This window comes from Bradyrhizobium sp. 134, assembly GCF_023074155.1.
Taxonomy (GTDB): domain Bacteria; phylum Pseudomonadota; class Alphaproteobacteria; order Rhizobiales; family Xanthobacteraceae; genus Bradyrhizobium.
This window is the reverse complement of the sequence record NZ_JADPKX010000006.1, coordinates 435,651-451,075: the sequence shown is the minus strand read 5'-3', so window position 1 is coordinate 451,075 and position 15,425 is coordinate 435,651. Positions and strand designations below refer to the sequence as shown.

Here is a 15,425-nt window from a genome sequence, read left to right as displayed (position 1 = left end):
GGCGCCCTGCCCTCGCGATTCGAGGACTGGGCGCCGATGCCCGGCCATTCAGGCCGGGCATGAGGGTCGTATTACTCGGCCGCTTCCGCCGTCCCCGGTCCGACCTTGGAATTGTGCAAGTCGACGTTGAGGCCGAGCGAGCGCATTTCCTTGACCAGCACGTTGAACGATTCCGGAATACCGGCCTCGAAGGTGTCGTCGCCACGCACGATCGCCTCGTACACCTTGGTACGGCCGGCGACGTCGTCCGACTTCACGGTCAGCATCTCCTGGAGCGTGTACGCCGCGCCGTAAGCCTCGAGCGCCCACACTTCCATTTCACCGAAGCGCTGGCCGCCGAACTGCGCCTTGCCGCCCAGCGGCTGCTGGGTAACGAGCGAGTACGGACCGATCGAACGCGCGTGGATCTTGTCGTCGACGAGATGGTGCAGCTTGAGCATGTAGATGTAGCCCACCGTCACCTTGCGGTCGAAGGCGTCGCCGGTGCGGCCGTCATAGACGGTCGACTGGCCCGAAGCGTCCAGACCGGCAAGCTTCAGCATCTCCTCGATGTCGGCTTCCTTGGCGCCGTCGAACACCGGCGTCGCGATCGGAACGCCGCGGCTCAGATTGTGGCCGAGCTCGATCAACTCGTTGTCGTTGAGCGACTTGATCGTCTCGTCCTCGCCGTAGACCTTCTTCAAGGTTTCCTTCAGCGGCCTGATGTCCTGCTTCGACAAATAGGCATCGACCGTCTGGCCGATACGCTTGCCGAGGCCGGCACAGGCCCAGCCGAGATGGGTCTCGAGGATCTGTCCGACGTTCATGCGCGAGGGCACGCCGAGCGGATTGAGCACGATGTCGGCATGCGTACCGTCTTCGAGGAACGGCATGTCCTCGATCGGCACGATCTTCGACACCACGCCCTTGTTGCCGTGGCGGCCGGCCATCTTGTCGCCGGGCTGGATCTTGCGCTTCACCGCGACGAAGACCTTGACCATCTTCATCACGCCGGGCGGCAATTCGTCACCGCGCTGAAGCTTTTCGACCTTGTCGAGGAAGCGCTGTTCCAGCCCCTTCTTCGACTCGTCGTACTGCTTCCGCATGGCCTCGATCTCGGCCATCAGCTTGTCGTTCGGCGAAGCGAACAGCCACCACTGCGATTTCGGGTACTCCTCGAGCACCGCACGGGTGATCTTGGTGTCCTTCTTGAAGCCCTTCGGACCGGCGATGCCCTGCCGTCCCTCGAGCAGCTCGGCAAGACGGTTGTAGACGTTGCGGTCCAGGATCGCCTGCTCGTCGTCGCGGTCCTTGGCCAGACGCTCGATCTCTTCCCGCTCGATTGCCAGCGCACGCTCGTCCTTGTCGACGCCGTGCCGGTTGAACACGCGCACTTCGACGATGGTGCCCTGCACGCCCGGAGGAACGCGCAGCGAGGTATCGCGGACGTCGGAAGCCTTCTCGCCGAAGATGGCGCGCAGGAGCTTTTCTTCCGGCGTCATCGGGCTTTCGCCCTTCGGCGTGATCTTGCCGACGAGGATGTCGCCGGCGCGCACTTCCGCGCCGATGTACACGATGCCGGCTTCGTCGAGGTTCTTCAGCGCTTCTTCCGAGACGTTCGGAATGTCGCGGGTGATTTCCTCGGGTCCGAGCTTGGTGTCGCGGGCCATCACCTCGAATTCTTCGATATGAATTGAGGTAAACACGTCTTCCTTCACGATCCGCTCGGAGAGCAGGATCGAGTCTTCGAAGTTGTAGCCGTTCCACGGCATGAACGCGACGAGCACGTTCCGGCCGAGCGCGAGCTCGCCGAGATCGGTCGAGGGACCGTCGGCGATGATGTCGCCCTTCTTGACGATGTCGCCGACCTTCACCAGCGGACGCTGGTTGATGCAGGTCGACTGGTTGGAGCGCTGGTACTTCATCAGCCGGTAGATATCGACGCCCGACTTGGTCGGATCGAGATCTTCCGTGGCGCGGATGACGACGCGGGTGGCGTCGATCTGGTCGATCACGCCCGAACGGCGCGCCGCGATCGCAGCACCCGAGTCACGCGCAACCACGCCTTCCATGCCGGTGCCGACGAACGGCGCTTCGGCGCGAACCAGCGGCACCGCCTGGCGCTGCATGTTCGAGCCCATCAGCGCGCGGTTGGCGTCGTCGTTCTCGAGGAACGGGATCAGCGCGGCCGCGACCGAAACGAGCTGCTTCGGCGACACGTCCATGTAGTCGACCTTGTCCGGGGTCACCGGCAAGACTTCGCCGGCGTGACGGCAGACCACGAGATCTTCGGTGAAGCGGCCCTTCGGGTCGAGCGGCACGTTGGCCTGCGCGACTGTGTAGCGGCCCTCTTCCATCGCCGAGAGGTACACGACCTCGTCGGTGACGCGGCCGTCCTTGACCTTGCGGTAAGGGGTCTCGACGAAGCCGTACTTGTTCACGCGCGCGAAGGTCGCGAGCGAGTTGATCAGGCCGATGTTCGGACCTTCCGGCGTCTCGATCGGGCAGATGCGGCCGTAATGCGTCGGATGCACGTCGCGCACCTCGAAGCCGGCGCGCTCGCGGGTCAGACCGCCCGGTCCAAGTGCCGACAGGCGGCGCTTGTGGGTGATCTCCGACAGCGGGTTGGTCTGGTCCATGAACTGCGAGAGCTGCGAGGAGCCGAAGAACTCGCGCACCGCGGCGGCCGCCGGCTTGGCGTTGATCAGGTCCTGCGGCATGACCGTGTCGATGTCGACCGAAGACATGCGCTCCTTGATCGCGCGCTCCATGCGGAGCAAGCCGATGCGGTACTGGTTCTCCATGAGCTCGCCGACCGAACGCACACGGCGGTTGCCGAGATGGTCGATGTCGTCGATCTCGCCCTTGCCGTCGCGCAAATCCACCAGCGTCTTGATGACGGAGAGGATGTCTTCCTTGCGCAGCGTGCGCTGGGTGTCGGGCGCATCGAGGTCGAGGCGCATGTTCATCTTGACGCGGCCGACCGCAGAGAGGTCGTAGCGCTCGGCGTCGAAGAACAGCGACTGGAACATCGCCTGCGCCGAATCCAGCGTCGGCGGCTCGCCCGGACGCATCACGCGGTAGATGTCGAACAGCGCGTCCTCACGCGTCATGTTCTTGTCGGCCGAGAGCGTGTTGCGGATGTAGGCGCCGACATTGACGTGGTCGATGTCGAGCAGCGGCAGCTCCTTGTAGCCCTGCTCGTTGAGAGCCTTCATCGACTTATCGGTGATCTCTTCACCAGCTTCCGCGTGGATCTCGCCGGTCTTGGGATTGACAAGGTCCTCGGCGATGTAGTTGCCGACAAGCTCCGCATCCGAGAGGCGCAGCGCCTTCAGCCCCTTCTCCTGCATCTGACGCGCACCGCGCACGGTGAGCTTCTTGCCGGCTTCGAGCACGACTTTGCCGGTATCGGCGTCGATCAGGTCGTTGATGGTCGAGTAGCCGCGGAAACGATTGGCGTCGAACGGAACACGCCAGCCCTCCTTGATCCGCTTGTACTGGATCTTCTTGTAGAAGGTGCTGAGGATCGCCTCGCCGTCGAGGCCGAGCGCGAACATCAGCGACGTCACCGGAAGCTTGCGGCGACGGTCGATACGCGCATAGACGATGTCCTTGGCGTCGAACTCGATGTCGAGCCAGGAACCGCGATACGGGATCACGCGGGCCGCGAACAGCAGCTTGCCCGACGAATGGGTCTTGCCCTTGTCGTGATCGAAGAACACGCCCGGCGAACGGTGCATCTGCGAGACGATGACGCGCTCGGTGCCGTTGACGATGAAGGTGCCGTTCATCGTCATGAGCGGGATGTCGCCCATGTAGACGTCCTGCTCCTTGATGTCCTTGACCGACTTCGCGCCGGTTTCCTCGTCGATATCGAACACGATGAGGCGCAGCGTCACCTTGAGGGGGGCCGCGAAGGTCATGCCGCGCTGGCGGCACTCGTCGACGTCGTATTTCGGCGGCTCGAACTCGTACCGGACGAATTCCAGCATCGAGGTGCCCGAGAAGTCCGAGATCGGGAACACCGAGCGGAACACCGCCTGCAAGCCCTCGTCCGACCGCCCGCCCTGGGGCTCGTCGACCATCAGGAACTGGTCATAGGACGCCTTTTGAACCTCGATGAGGTTCGGCATCTCGGCCACTTCCTTGATGTGTCCGAAGAACTTGCGAACGCGTTTGCGACCGGTGAATGTCTGCTGCGCCATCGTGGCCTCTCATTTTCGTCGCCCGATTTGGGCGCGCCCTCCGGAACGCGGCGACCGCCGCTCCCCGGGTTGAATTTTTCGAACCCGTCTTGGGGGCCGGAGACTCAGTTTCAGGCAGGAATGTCCTGAATCTGTTCTTCAGACCTTCAAAACGCAAAACGACGCGCGGGGCGCAGGAGCGCGCCCGCCCGTCACAACCAACCTCTTCACGGACTGCAAAAGCCCGAAATAGCTTGCTCTCCCAACGGCTTACAGGGAATCCGGCATCCCTGCCCACCGCGCTTTCGTGCTGCCGACCCGATATGGGGCGACATTAGTGCAGATTCGAGGGGTAAACCCTCAAATCCCCACACTTTTTCGTGTTCGGCCTGCGTCGGGTCGTTCCGTCGCACGCCTTTTGCATCTGGCCCACCCTTTCAGGGAGTGGACCGAGATCCCGGTTGCGATGATGCTGACCGGGATCTCGTGCCAGTAAGCGCTGCTTACTTGAGCTCGACCTTCGCGCCAGCCTTCTCGAGCTGGGCCTTGAGCTTCTCGGCTTCGTCCTTGTTCACGCCTTCCTTGACAGGCTTCGGCGCGCCCTCGACGAGGTCCTTTGCTTCCTTGAGGCCCAGGCCGGTGATGGCGCGGACTTCCTTGATGACCTCGATCTTCTTGTCGCCGGCGGCGGCAAGAACAACGGTGAACTCGGTCTTCTCTTCGGCCGGAGCGGCGGCGGCGCCACCACCAGCCGGGCCAGCCACGGCGACAGCCGCGGCAGCCGAAACGCCCCACTTCTCTTCGAGGAGCTTCGCGAGCTCGGCAGCTTCGAGCACGGTGAGGCTCGAGAGGTCGTCAACGATCTTCTGCAGGTCAGCCATTGTTCAGTTTCCTTGAATGTAAGTCTGGTTCGGGTTTGAGTTTTGCGAAGGGCGTCAGGCCGCTTCGCCCTTTGAGGCATAAGCCTGGATGACGCGCGCGAGCTTGCCCGCGGGCGCGTTGGCGAGCTGAGCGATCTTAGTCGCCGGGGCCACAAGCAGGCCGACGATCTTGGCGCGCAGTTCGTCAAGCGACGGCAGCGAGGCAAGAGCCTTCACGCCGTCGACATTCAGGACGGTCGTTCCCATCGAGCCACCAATGATGACGAACTTTTCGTTCGCCTTGGCGAATTCGACGGCGACCTTTGGCGCCGCTACCGGATCGTCCGAAGTGGCGATCACGGTCGGTCCCTTCAGCATGGGGCCGATGGCAACGACGTCAGTGCCTTCAAGAGCAATTTTGGCGAGACGGTTCTTCGAGACCTTCACCGAGGCGCCAGCCTGCTTCATCTGCGAGCGCAGCTTCTGCATCTGGGCAACGGTCAGGCCGGAATATTGGGCAACGACCGCGACGCTCGTGGTCTTGAAGACCCCATTGAGCTGTTCGACCGCTTCCTTTTTTGCCGCTCGTTCCACAGCAAGCTCTTTCCGGTTGGCGGTCATCGCGAAAGCGGGACCGCCGGGTTGCACCCATCGTCCCGCCCAAACCTGAACCTCAGGGCCAAACCCATCGGACACGCCGGGCAAGACGACAATTCAAAGCCTGCCCTCCGGGAGCTCGTTGGAGCCCACGGCGTGTCGAGGTCCGAACCAAACTCATTCCGCAACCGACCCTAAGGCGGTCACGACGTGAAATCCGGTCTTCACCCGTCTATGCAGGCCATGCGATTAAGCCGTTGAGAAATCGAAATTCCCCGCGGGCGCCTGCAGTCTTGGACAGGACAAGGTCAGCCGGCGAACCGCCCGACCTCTGCCCGCATCCCACACCCGACGAGTTTCCCTCCTTTTCCGGCAAATCCTCACGGACGCCCTGAAAAGGAATGATCTCCATCGCTTGTTTTCGGAATGCGTGCACGAACGCGCCAGCCGAGGCCGGCACGTCCGGAAGCGGTTCTTTAACCGCTCGGGGCCGGCTTGCCAAGAGCAAAATTCACACCAGTTCCAATCCGTTGCCGCTGGCGCTTGACCCGGGCCGACAAGGGCCGATTCAGGCTCCTTTGACCGCGTAAGGCAGCGGCTGGCCCTCGAAAAATGCTGTCAGGTTCGCCAGCACGCAGTTCTGCATGGCGACGTGCGATTCGAGGGTGTGGCCGCCGACATGGGGGGCGAACACGACGTTGGGCAGCGCCGTCAGCGCATCCGGGGCGTGCGGTTCCTTGTCGTAGACGTCGAGACCGGCTCCGGCGATGGTCTTTTCGGTGAGCGCCACCATCAGGGCTTTCTCATCGATCACGGAGCCGCGGGAGATGTTGACGACATAGCCGTCCGCCCCGAGGCGCTTGAGGATATCGGCGCCGACGGCATGCTGGGTCTCGGCCCCTGCCCGGACCGCGATCATCAGCACGCTGCACCAGTCGGCGAGCGCCTCCAGCGTCGGGAAATATTGATAGGGCAGATCGTATTTGCTGCGGCTAAAATAGCCGATTTCGCTCTCGAAGGCGGCGCAGCGCGCTGCGATCTTGCGGCCGATTTCGCCCATGCCGTAGACGCCGATGCGGCGGCCCGGCATCCCGGCCTGCGGGCGCATCATCGGCGAGGGCTTTGACGCGGCCCAATCGCCGCTTCGGACGTACTGGTCGGCAACCAGGATTCGCCGCGTCGTCGCGAGCATCAGCGTCATCGCGATGTCGGCGACCGAGGCCGCATTGGCGCCCGGGCTATGTCCGACCGCGATGTTGCGGGCAGCAGCGGCCTTCAGGTCAACACCGTCATAGCCAGTGCCGTAGCAGACGATGGCACCGAGCTTCGGAAACAGGTCCATCGCCTCCGCGCCCAGCGGCGTGCCGCCGGCGGTGAGCACTGCGCGGATATCGCCGAGCGCGTCGGCCGAAAACATCTCCCGCGCCGGCTTGCCTCCGGTGTCGAGCAGCTCGAACCGCTCGGCGAAGCGCGCCATCATCGTCTTGGGAAAGCGCGAGTAGATCAGGACCTTGTCAGTCATTGTTCTTGTTTCCGGTGAACGCCGTGACAAACGACGAGGGGCGGAATCGGTTGCCCAATTCCGCCCCTCGCCTCATGTCGTTTCCAAACCTTAGCCGAGAATGGTGCCCGGCTCGACCTTCACGCCGGGACCCATCGACGAGGACACCGCAACGCGCTGGATGTAGGTGCCCTTGGAACCGGCCGGCTTGGCCTTGGAGACGGCGTCAGCGAGAGCCTTGATGTTCTCGACCAGTTTTTCCTCGGTGAACGAGGCCTTGCCGACGCCGGCCTGCAGGATGCCGGCCTTCTCGACGCGGAACTCGACCGAGCCGCCCTTGGCGCCCTTCACAGCGCCGGTGACGTCCATGGTCACAGTGCCGATCTTCGGGTTCGGCATCAGGCCGCGCGGGCCGAGCACCTTACCGAGGCGGCCGACCAGCGGCATCATGTCGGGGGTTGCGATACAGCGGTCGAAATCGATCGTGCCGTTCTGAACCTTCTCGACCAGGTCCTCGGCGCCGACGACATCGGCACCCGCAGCCTTGGCCTCGTCGGCCTTGGCGCCGCGGGCGAACACGCCGACGCGGAGCGTACGGCCGGTGCCGTTCGGCAGGGTCACGACACCGCGGACCATCTGGTCGGCGTGACGCGGATCAACGCCGAGATTGATCGCGACCTCGATGGTCTCGTCGAACTTCGCTTTCGCGCGTTCCTTGACCATCTTGATGGCGTCCGCGAGCGGGTAAAGCTTTTCGCGATCAATACCTTCGCGGGCTTTGTTCAAACGCTTTCCGATTGCCATGAGCCCTTACCCCGCCACTTCCAGACCCATCGAACGGGCAGAGCCCTCGACCATCTTCATGGCCGACTCGATCGAGTCGCAATTGAGATCCTTCATCTTCTTCTCGGCGATCTCGCGCACCTGCGCTTTGGTCACCGCACCCGCCTTGTCACGGCCCGGCGCCTTGGAGCCGGACTGAATCTTGGCAGCCTGCTTGAGGAAGAAGGACATCGGCGGCGTCTTCATCTCGAACGTGAACGAACGATCGGCGTAGATCGTGATCACGACGGGAATGGGGGTATTCTTCTCTTCCTTCTGGGTCTGGGCGTTGAACGCCTTGCAGAACTCCATGATGTTGAGACCGCGCTGACCGAGCGCGGGACCGATCGGGGGCGAAGGATTCGCCGCACCGGCCGGGACCTGAAGCTTCAGGTATCCGGTCACTTTCTTTGCCATGTATCACTCCTGTTGGGCCGGCCTGGGCCGGCGGTTTCAGGTTCGTGGTCTGGGTCGGATGCGGCTGGCAACCGCCCTCTCCCTCCCACGGCCTCTTGCTGCGCGAGACCGAAGCCTCACGCCTACCCGATCAGACCTTCTCGACCTGACCGAATTCCAGTTCGACCGGCGTGGCGCGGCCGAAGATCGACACCGCGACCTTCACGCGCGAGCGCGCCTCGTCGATTTCCTCGACCACACCCGAGAACGAGGCAAACGGGCCGTCGGCCACGCGCACGTTCTCGCCGATCTCGAACGACACCGACGCCTTCGGCCGTTCCACGCCCTCCTGCACCTGGTGCAGAATCCGCATGGCCTCGGCTTCCGAGATCGGCATCGGCTTGTTTTCCGCGCCGAGGAAGCCGGTCACCTTCGGCGTATTCTTGATCAGATGGAACGCCTCGTCGGTCAGCTTCATCTTCACCAGCACGTAGCCCGGGAAGAACTTGCGCTCGGCGTCGATCTTGCGGCCGCGGCGCACTTCCGTGACCTTCTCGGTCGGAACCAGCACCAGCTCGAACAGCTCCTCGAGCCCGCGCTGCTTGGCCTGCTCGCGGATCGATTCGGCGACCTTCTTCTCGAAGTTCGAATAGGCGTGGACGATGTACCAGCGCTTGTCAGACAATTGAGCCGTTGCTGTTGCCATCAGTGAATGCCCAGAAGGAAGGTGATGAGGACGCGGATGATCTGGTCGGCGGCGAAGAAGAAGATCGAGGCCACGGCGACCATCACGAACACCATGATGGTGGTGATCGTGGTCTCGCGGCGGGTCGGCCAGGTGACCTTGGCGGTCTCCGAGCGCACTTCCTGCAAGAACTTGAACGGGCTGACTGCCATCGTTTGATGTCCAACGTCCGTCGACAGACGCGAATGAATTTCAGGGATCCGAACAGCCGCCGTTGGCCCAGCCCTCTGTCGAAGGATGAGCCGGAAGTCGGGCTCGATTATTCGGGGATTTCAAAGCCGCGCCGGAAATCCGCGTCTAACGGGCCGGCTGCGAGTGCGCGGTATCTACTGCGGATGGGACCAAAGGTCAAGATAGAGAGGGCCCGCGCGAGTAAACCAACTTCCGCGGGCGACCGACCAGAGATCAGGCCGATCAAGGGCTTATCTGCCGCCTGCAAAGCGCCTTCCCAGGGCCTCAGCCGGTTCCTCGCAGAACGAGACCACCGGGCCCGTCCCCCTCACCTGCGGCCTCTTTGGCGACCCCTCAAGGTCAGTCGGCCCGATCGATCGTCGAAATGCCCGGCAACGGCACGACGAACTTTCCGCCCTCGGCGAAATAGCCGGCATGCTTGGCCCGGATCGGATCCACATAGCGCCAGGCGAAGACGACGACGAACGCCGGCTTGCGCTCGTAAAGGGCGGCGGGCGGCAGGATCGGGATGTCATACCCCGGGCCGGCCATCACGCTCCCCTTCTTGGGGTCGTCGTCCACCAGGAAGTCGATCTTGTTCTCCAGGCCGAACTGCGGCAGCAGGGTCGTGGTCCCGACCGAGACGCCGTAGCCGGCCACGAGCTGGCCGCGCGCATGGGCGGCATCGGCCATCGCGACCAGCTCGTCGCGGATGGCGGCGATTCTCTTCGCATAGGGCACATAGTAGGCCGGCCGGTCGACGCCGAGCCGGTCTTCCTCGGCGATGAAGCGCGCGACCTCCGCGGACGGCTTCTTCGCGCCGCCGGCACGCTGCACCGTCACCCGGATCGAGCCGCCCTTGGTCTCGATGTGCTGGACGTCGATCAATTCCATGCCGAGCCGCGCGAAGAAGCGCGTCAGCGGCTTGATGTTAAAATACGACAGATGCTCGTGATAGACGGTGTCGAGAAGGTTCTTCTCGGTGACGTCGACGCCATACTGCGTTTCGAAAACGAACAGCCCGTCCGGCGCAAGCACGTCGCGAACCCCGATCACCAGCGGGTCGAGATTGTCGACATTGGCGATCATGTTGTTGGCGATCACGACACTGGCCGCGCCGTGGCTTTGCAGGATGCGGCGACCGATAGTATCGGTGAAGAAATCGCCGATGGTCTCGATCCCCGCTTCCGTCGCACGCCGCGCGATGTCGACGGCGGGATCGACACCCAGCACCCGCATGCCGCGCTCCCTGAAGGAACCGAGCAGCGATCCGTCGTTGCTGCCGAGCTCGACGACCAGCGAGCCCGGCGCGATGGCGAATCGGCTGACGACGTCGTTGGCATAGCCCGCGAAGTGCTCCCGCAGGCCAAGCGAGAGCGAGGTGGTATAGACGTAGTTTCGGTATTGGATCTCTGGATTGCCGACGTGGAGAATCTGCAGATGGCCGCAGTCCGCGCACAGGTGCAGCGCCATCGGCACCGCGGCCCGAAAGACGGGATCGTCGACGCTTGCGTCCGGCACCTGAAAGTTCGGCGTGCCGATGGGCATGCCTGCCATCGGCACGACGAGCTCTTGCTTGTCCGAATGACAGAGGCGGCAGGTATGGCGGACGTAGAACAGGTTTTTCATCGTAGGACCGTAAGACGGAGACATGCGAACAGGCGAGGCAATCTCACCCGTGGTGATCAGATAGAGGGCGCCGCCTCAGGAGGCCGGATATTCCGCGCGACCGATGATGAGGTCGATCGCGGCCATCATCCAGAACTGATGCGTGGTCTCGACAATATTGTAGCTGCGACTGTCGACGTAATAATTGACGTCGCCGAGATTGCGCAGCGGATTCTCCGCGGTCATGCCCGACAGCGTGATCACATCGAGCTTCATCGTCCGCGCCTGCGCGACCGCATTGAGAATGTTCTTCGAGCGTCCCGACGAGCTGATCGCGACGAGGCAGTCGCCGGCGCGGGCGCTCAACCTCACGGCATGCGCAAGCCAGTCCTCGAAACCATAGTCATTGGCGAGGCACGACATCATGCTGGCATCGCTGAAGCAGAGTGCCGGCACCGATGCGTTCTTCGCCAGATCGATCGCGAGATGGGAGGCGATGCCGGCCGAGCCTCCATTGCCGATGAAGATGACGCGGCCGCCCTGCTCGCGCGCGCACAACCAGGCCGTGCGGGTGGCGGAAATCCTGGCGAAAACACCGTCGTCAATCGCCGTCGCGCGATGGAGGCGTCCTACGTAGTCGTCAAGGAAAGCCTTGTGATCGGGATCGACGGACTCGGCAGGCATGGGCTCGCAGCTCGACGGCGACATGACGCCCTGATACCGGCTATCACCAGTGATTGCAAAGGTATATTACCTTCGAAGTTGACCAGCAGCCGATTCGGTTTCCACCTTCACTCAACATTGGCGGGCCTGTTTCGCTGGGCATTCGCATCACGGATGTTCCTATGAAATGCATCGTTACCGGTGGCGCCGGCTTCATCGGCAGTCACCTCGTCGACCGCCTCCTCGACGACGGCCACGAGGTCGTCGCGCTCGACAATTTTGTGATCGGACGTCCCGAAAATCTGGCCTCGCGCGTCGATTCTGATCGACTGAAGATCGTGCGGGCCGACGTCACCGAGCTCGAATCGATCAAGCCGCATTTCGACGGCATCGACTGGGTATTCCATCTCGCAGCGCTGGCAGACATCGTTCCCTCGATCGAGTCCCCGATCCCGTATCACCGCGCCAACGTCGACGGCACCGTCAACGTTCTCGAGGCTGCACGGCAGGCGGGCGTCAGTCGCTTCGTTTATGCCGCGTCGTCGTCCTGCTACGGAATTCCCGACGTCTATCCGACGCCGGAGAGCGCCGAGATCCGGCCGATGTATCCCTATGCCCTCACCAAGAATCTCGGCGAGCAGTGCGTCATGCACTGGTGCCAGGTCTACAAGCTGCCCGCGGTCGCGCTGCGCCTGTTCAACGTGTACGGGCCGCGCCATCGCACCACGGGAACCTACGGTGCGGTGTTCGGCGTGTTCATGGCGCAGAAGCTCGCCGGCAAGCCCTTCACGGTGGTCGGCGACGGCGAGCAGACCCGCGACTTCACCTTCGTCAGCGACGTCGCCGACGCTTTCGTGACCGCCGCGCGCTCCGATGTCTCGAACGAGAGTTTCAACGTCGGCTCCGACAACACCTACAGTGTCAACCGGCTGGTCGAGCTTCTCGGCGGCGACAAGGTCCACATTCCCAAGCGTCCCGGCGAGCCCGATTGCACCTATGCCGACATCACCAAGATCAAGCGTATCTTGACATGGGCGCCGAAGGTAAAATTTGAGGACGGGGTCGCGACGATGCTGAAGGCGATGGATCAGTACAAGGACGCCCCCCTGTGGACGGTGGACAAGATCGCGGACGCCACGAAGGACTGGTTCAAATATCTCGGGGACAACAACGACGCGGCGCCCGGCGTGCCGCAGAAGGCAAGCCAGTGAACAGGTTCGCCGGGTATCGTTGCCGCGAATCGATCAATTCCGGGCCGCCCGGCTGAGGCCGGCTGGCGCTTTAGGTTATTCACATGGGCAATATTCCGACCGGCAATCCCGCGTTGAACGACCAACTGGCGGCGCACGAAAAGATCAAGACGATCGAGGAACTGGGCGAGATCGCGCGGTCCGCGCAAGCGCGAGGCCGGAAGGTTGCGCTCTGCCACGGCGTCTTCGACCTCGTGCATCTCGGCCATATCAGACACATCCAGGCGGCGCGCAACGAGGGCGACGTCGTCATGGTGACGATCACCGCCGACCGTTATGTCAACAAGGGACCGGGTCGGCCGATTTTCCCCGAAAACATGCGGGCCGAGATGCTGGCCTCGCTCGCGACCGTCGATTGGGTCGGCATCAATCACACCTCCAGCGCCGAGCCGATCCTGGATACGGTGCGGCCGGACATCTACGTGAAGGGATCCGACTACGAGAATCCCGAAGACGACGTGACCGGCAAGATCCGGAGCGAGCGCGACGTCGTCGAGCGTCACGGCGGACGCATCGTGTTCACCCGGGACGTGACATTCAGCTCCTCGTCGCTGGTGAACCGGTATTTCGACATCTACGATCCGCCGCTCCGCGACTACCTGCAAAAGGTCCGTGAAGGTGGCGGCGCCGATCGCCTGCTGAAACTGATCGACAAGGTGCAGGACATGCACGTCGTGCTGGTCGGCGACACCATCATCGACGAATACCAGTACGTCACGGCGCTTGGAAAGGCATCGAAGGAAAACATCGTCGCCACGCTGTTCAAGAGTGGCGAGCAATTTGCCGGCGGCGTCATTGCCGCGGCGAACCATGTCGCGAGCTTCTGCAAGTCGGTGGAGGTCGTCACGACGCTGGGTGGCAACGACTACCCTGAGGAGTTCATTCGGGCGCATGTCCGCCCAAACGTCACGTTGACGCCGATCCGCCTTCAGGGCCGTCCGACGACCCGCAAATCGCGGTACGTCGAGCTGGGATATCTGCACAAGCTCTTCGAAGTCTACACCATGGACGACACGCCGCTCGACGAGGCCGATCGGACGGAAATCGACCGTATCACGACGGAGCGTGTGCGTAGCGCGGATGTGGTGATCGCCACTGATTTCGGTCACGGCATGATCGCGTCGAGCACGATCGACACCCTGATCGCCAACTCCAAGTTCCTGGCGGTCAATGCCCAGAGCAACAGCGGCAATCACGGCTACAACCTGATCACGAGGTATCCGCGGGCCGACTACATCTGCATCGACGCGCCGGAGGCGCGTCTGGCTGCAACCGACAAGTTCAGCGACATCGCGTCCGTGATCGAGGCCGGCCTGCACGGCAAGATCGACTGCGACAACATGATCATCACGCACGGCTCCTTCGGCTGTTACCCTTTCTCGTCGAAAACCGGCGTCACGCGCGTCCCCGCCTTCACCAAGACCGTCGTCGACACCGTCGGCGCGGGGGACGCCTTCCTGACGATCACCGCGCCGCTGGTCGCCGCCGGCGGCAATATCGAGGACGTCGCCTTCATCGGCAACGCGGCCGGCGCAATCAAGGTCGGGATCGTTGGCCACCGCAGCTCGGTCGAAAAGGTGCCGCTGGTCAAGTTCGTCACCGCGTTGCTGAAGTAGCGCGACGGCAGATACTGGAGAACGACAGTGATTGGTCAAAAATGGAATGTGATGGTCACCGGTGGTGCCGGCTATGTCGGTAGCGTGCTGGTTCCCCAGTTGCTCGCTGCGGGCCACAAGGTCACCGTGCTCGACCTGTTCATGTATGGCGAGGACGTGTTCGATGCCGTCCGCAGCAATCCCGATTTGCGCCTGATCAAGGGCGACATCCGTGACGAAGCCGCGATCAACGAGGCCCTGCGCGGCAACAACGCCGTGATTCACCTCGCCTGCATCTCCAACGACCCGTCGTTCGAGCTGGACCCGGGGCTCGGCAAGTCCATCAATTACGACTGCTTCCGGCCGATGGTGCGCGCCGCCAAGAAGGCGGGCATCAAGCGCTTCATCTACGCCTCCTCGTCCAGCGTCTACGGCATCAAGGACGAAGCCGAGGTGACGGAGGACCTGTCCTGCGAGCCGCTCACGGACTACTCGAAGTTCAAGGCGATGTGCGAGACCGACCTTGCCGACGAGGCCGCGTCCGGTTTCGTCACCTGCACGGTTCGTCCCGCCACCGTCTGCGGCTACGCACCGCGGCAGCGGCTCGACGTCGTCGTCAACATCCTGACAAATCTCGCGGTCAACACCGGCCGCATCCGCGTGTTCGGCGGAACGCAGCGCCGGCCCAATTTGCACATCGAGGACATGTCAGCGGCCTATCTGTTCCTGCTCCAGCAGGATGACGCAAAGATCGACGGCAAGACTTACAATATCGGTTACGAGAACCATTCGCTGATGAAGATCGCCGACATCGTCAAGTCGGTGGTCGGCAGTAATGTCGACGTCGTCGTCGAGCCGACCGACGATCTCCGCTCCTACCACGTCTCGTCGGAGAAGATCCGCCGCGAGCTCGGCTTTGCGCCGACCCACACGATCGAGCAGGCCGTGTCCGGCCTCGTGAACGCCTTCAAGGGCGGCCGCCTGCCGAACTCGCTCAACGACCCCCGGTACTTCAACATCAAGATGATGCAGAACATCAGCCTGAAGTGAG

Annotated in this window: 13 protein-coding genes; 3 read left to right on the top strand and 10 right to left on the bottom strand. The window is 62.9% G+C overall.

Going from position 1 to position 15,425, the window contains the following annotated elements:
- Positions 1–71: 71 nt before the first annotated feature.
- The 10 genes from rpoB to IVA75_RS03005 form a co-directional block, all read right to left on the bottom strand.
- A complete protein-coding gene (gene rpoB / locus IVA75_RS03050; protein ID WP_007602996.1) occupies positions 72–4,187 on the bottom strand; it encodes a DNA-directed RNA polymerase subunit beta in 4,116 nt (1,371 codons plus the stop codon).
- Positions 4,188–4,669: 482 nt separating this feature from the next.
- The gene (gene rplL / locus IVA75_RS03045; RefSeq protein WP_007602994.1) at positions 4,670–5,047 is read right to left on the bottom strand and encodes a 50S ribosomal protein L7/L12; all 378 of its coding nucleotides are present in this window, start codon (positions 5,045–5,047) and stop codon (positions 4,670–4,672) included.
- A 54-nt stretch (positions 5,048–5,101) separates the two neighbouring features.
- On the bottom strand, positions 5,102–5,620 hold the full coding sequence (rplJ, locus tag IVA75_RS03040; RefSeq protein ID WP_027567495.1) for a 50S ribosomal protein L10: 519 nt from the start codon (positions 5,618–5,620) through the stop codon (positions 5,102–5,104).
- Between the two features lie 571 nt (positions 5,621–6,191).
- Complete coding sequence (locus IVA75_RS03035) at positions 6,192–7,145, bottom strand: 2-hydroxyacid dehydrogenase (RefSeq protein ID WP_247287037.1); 954 nt, start codon at positions 7,143–7,145, stop codon at positions 6,192–6,194.
- A 90-nt stretch (positions 7,146–7,235) separates the two neighbouring features.
- A complete protein-coding gene (gene rplA / locus IVA75_RS03030; protein WP_007602988.1) occupies positions 7,236–7,928 on the bottom strand; it encodes a 50S ribosomal protein L1 in 693 nt (230 codons plus the stop codon).
- 6 nt (positions 7,929–7,934) lie between these two features.
- A complete protein-coding gene (rplK, locus tag IVA75_RS03025; RefSeq protein WP_007602986.1) occupies positions 7,935–8,363 on the bottom strand; it encodes a 50S ribosomal protein L11 in 429 nt (142 codons plus the stop codon).
- 130 nt (positions 8,364–8,493) lie between these two features.
- A complete protein-coding gene (nusG, locus tag IVA75_RS03020; RefSeq protein WP_007602985.1) occupies positions 8,494–9,048 on the bottom strand; it encodes a transcription termination/antitermination protein NusG in 555 nt (184 codons plus the stop codon).
- The gene (secE, locus tag IVA75_RS03015) at positions 9,048–9,239 is read right to left on the bottom strand and encodes a preprotein translocase subunit SecE (RefSeq protein ID WP_007602984.1); all 192 of its coding nucleotides are present in this window, start codon (positions 9,237–9,239) and stop codon (positions 9,048–9,050) included. The genes nusG and secE overlap by 1 nt, the downstream gene beginning before the upstream one ends.
- 379 nt (positions 9,240–9,618) lie before the next feature.
- Positions 9,619–10,887 carry a class I SAM-dependent methyltransferase gene (locus IVA75_RS03010; protein WP_247287038.1) on the bottom strand — a complete coding sequence of 423 codons (1,269 nt, stop codon included), beginning with the start codon at positions 10,885–10,887 and terminating at the stop codon, positions 9,619–9,621.
- A gap of 75 nt (positions 10,888–10,962) precedes the next feature.
- Positions 10,963–11,550, bottom strand: coding sequence for an SIS domain-containing protein (locus IVA75_RS03005; RefSeq protein WP_245287774.1), 588 nt, complete (start codon positions 11,548–11,550; stop codon positions 10,963–10,965).
- Positions 11,551–11,711: 161 nt separating this feature from the next.
- Here IVA75_RS03005 and IVA75_RS03000 point away from each other — a divergent pair, with 161 nt between their 5' ends.
- The 3 genes from IVA75_RS03000 (at position 11,712) to IVA75_RS02990 (ending at position 15,424) form a co-directional block, all read left to right on the top strand.
- Positions 11,712–12,740 carry an SDR family oxidoreductase gene (locus IVA75_RS03000; RefSeq protein WP_027567499.1) on the top strand — a complete coding sequence of 343 codons (1,029 nt, stop codon included), beginning with the start codon at positions 11,712–11,714 and terminating at the stop codon, positions 12,738–12,740.
- Between the two features lie 83 nt (positions 12,741–12,823).
- On the top strand, positions 12,824–14,395 hold the full coding sequence (locus tag IVA75_RS02995; protein WP_027567500.1) for a PfkB family carbohydrate kinase: 1,572 nt from the start codon (positions 12,824–12,826) through the stop codon (positions 14,393–14,395).
- Positions 14,396–14,422: 27 nt separating this feature from the next.
- Positions 14,423–15,424, top strand: a complete 1,002-nt coding sequence (locus tag IVA75_RS02990; RefSeq protein WP_027567501.1) for an NAD-dependent epimerase/dehydratase family protein — start codon at positions 14,423–14,425, stop codon at positions 15,422–15,424.
- The last annotated feature ends 1 nt before the right edge of the window (position 15,425 follow it).